The organism is Streptococcus pseudopneumoniae, assembly GCF_001072925.1.
In the GTDB taxonomy this organism is placed as follows: Bacteria; Bacillota; Bacilli; order Lactobacillales; family Streptococcaceae; genus Streptococcus; species Streptococcus pseudopneumoniae_Q.
On sequence record NZ_JVHE01000026.1, the window covers coordinates 1 to 1,308 of the forward strand.

General features: G+C 39.1%; 1 protein-coding gene. It reads left to right on the plus strand.

The features are described 5' to 3' along the window. Positions 1–1,308 (plus strand): Spy0128 family protein (locus ADH81_RS00980; RefSeq protein WP_049525855.1); only part of this gene is annotated, 1,308 nt, incomplete at both ends.

A 1,308-nucleotide genomic window follows, 5' to 3' on the forward strand; every position in this document is an offset into this window, starting at 1 on the left:
AATACACAAGTTGGTACTCACAAGTATACTGTAGAAGAAGTTCAAGGTTCTGAAGCAGGAATGACTTATGACCCAATGAAAGCTGAAGTAACGATCACTGTTACTAAAGAAGGTCACGTTCTTAAAGCAACCAATACACTTCCTGCAGATAGAGAATTCAACAATACCTTCACACCAGCTCCTGTTAAAGTAAACCTTGAATTTGATAAATCCCTTTCAAATGGTACTTTGAATGCTGGAGACTTCAGCTTTACCTTGACTGGTGACAACAATGTTAGTGAAACTGTCACTAACAAGGCTAATGGTAAGATTAACTTCAGTGAATTGTCATTTGACCAAGCAGGTGTCTACAACTATACTGTAAAAGAAGTGAAGGGCAATAAAGCCGATGTAGACTACGATGCAATGACTATCGCAGTGAAAGTCACTGTTACAAAAGATGCAACTACAGGTCTTTTGTCAGCTAAGACTGAAATAACTTCAACAGGTGGTGAAGCAACTGGTGCAGATGATAAAGTCTTTAACAACCATGTAGTGGCACCAGTAACAGCTCGATTTGACTTCAGCAAAGCTCTTGCAGGCCGTAAACTTAAAGCAGGCGAATTCAGTTTTGTCTTGAAAAATTCTGAAGGAACAGTTCTTCAAACCAAGCAAAATGATGCTGATGGTAAAGTTAAGTTTGATGCTTTAACATTCACTAATACTCAAGTTGGAAATCATAAGTACACTGTAGAGGAAGTTATCCCAGAAACTAAAGAAGCTGGAATGACTTACGACACCATGAAAGCTAACGTGACAGTTTCTGTAACGAAATCGGGTCATGCACTTACAGCTGTAGCAACACTTCCAGCAGATAAAGAATTTAACAATACCTTTACCCCAACTGCAACACAAGCTCAATTCAAGTTCACTAAGAGACTTGAAGGTAAAGAGCTTACGAAGGATGCCTTCACATTTGAATTAGTTGAAAATGGCAAAGTCATCCAAACTAAGAAAAATGCGGCTGATGGAACTATCCAGTTTGACGCGATTTCTTATGATAAAGAAGGTGCTCATACCTATACTGTACGTGAAGTAGCTGGTGCTGACACAAACATTGACTATGATTCAATGAATGCTGTCGTAACAGTTAATGTAACGAAAGACGCTGCATCTGGTGTCTTGACTGCTAATGTTACAATGCCTGCAGATACAGAGTTCAACAACTTTGCAGTAGCTCCAGTTAAGACTAAGTTTGACTTCAGTAAGGCTCTCGCAGGTCGTGAATTGAAAGCTGGTGAGTTCACTTTCCAATTGAAAGATTCAAAA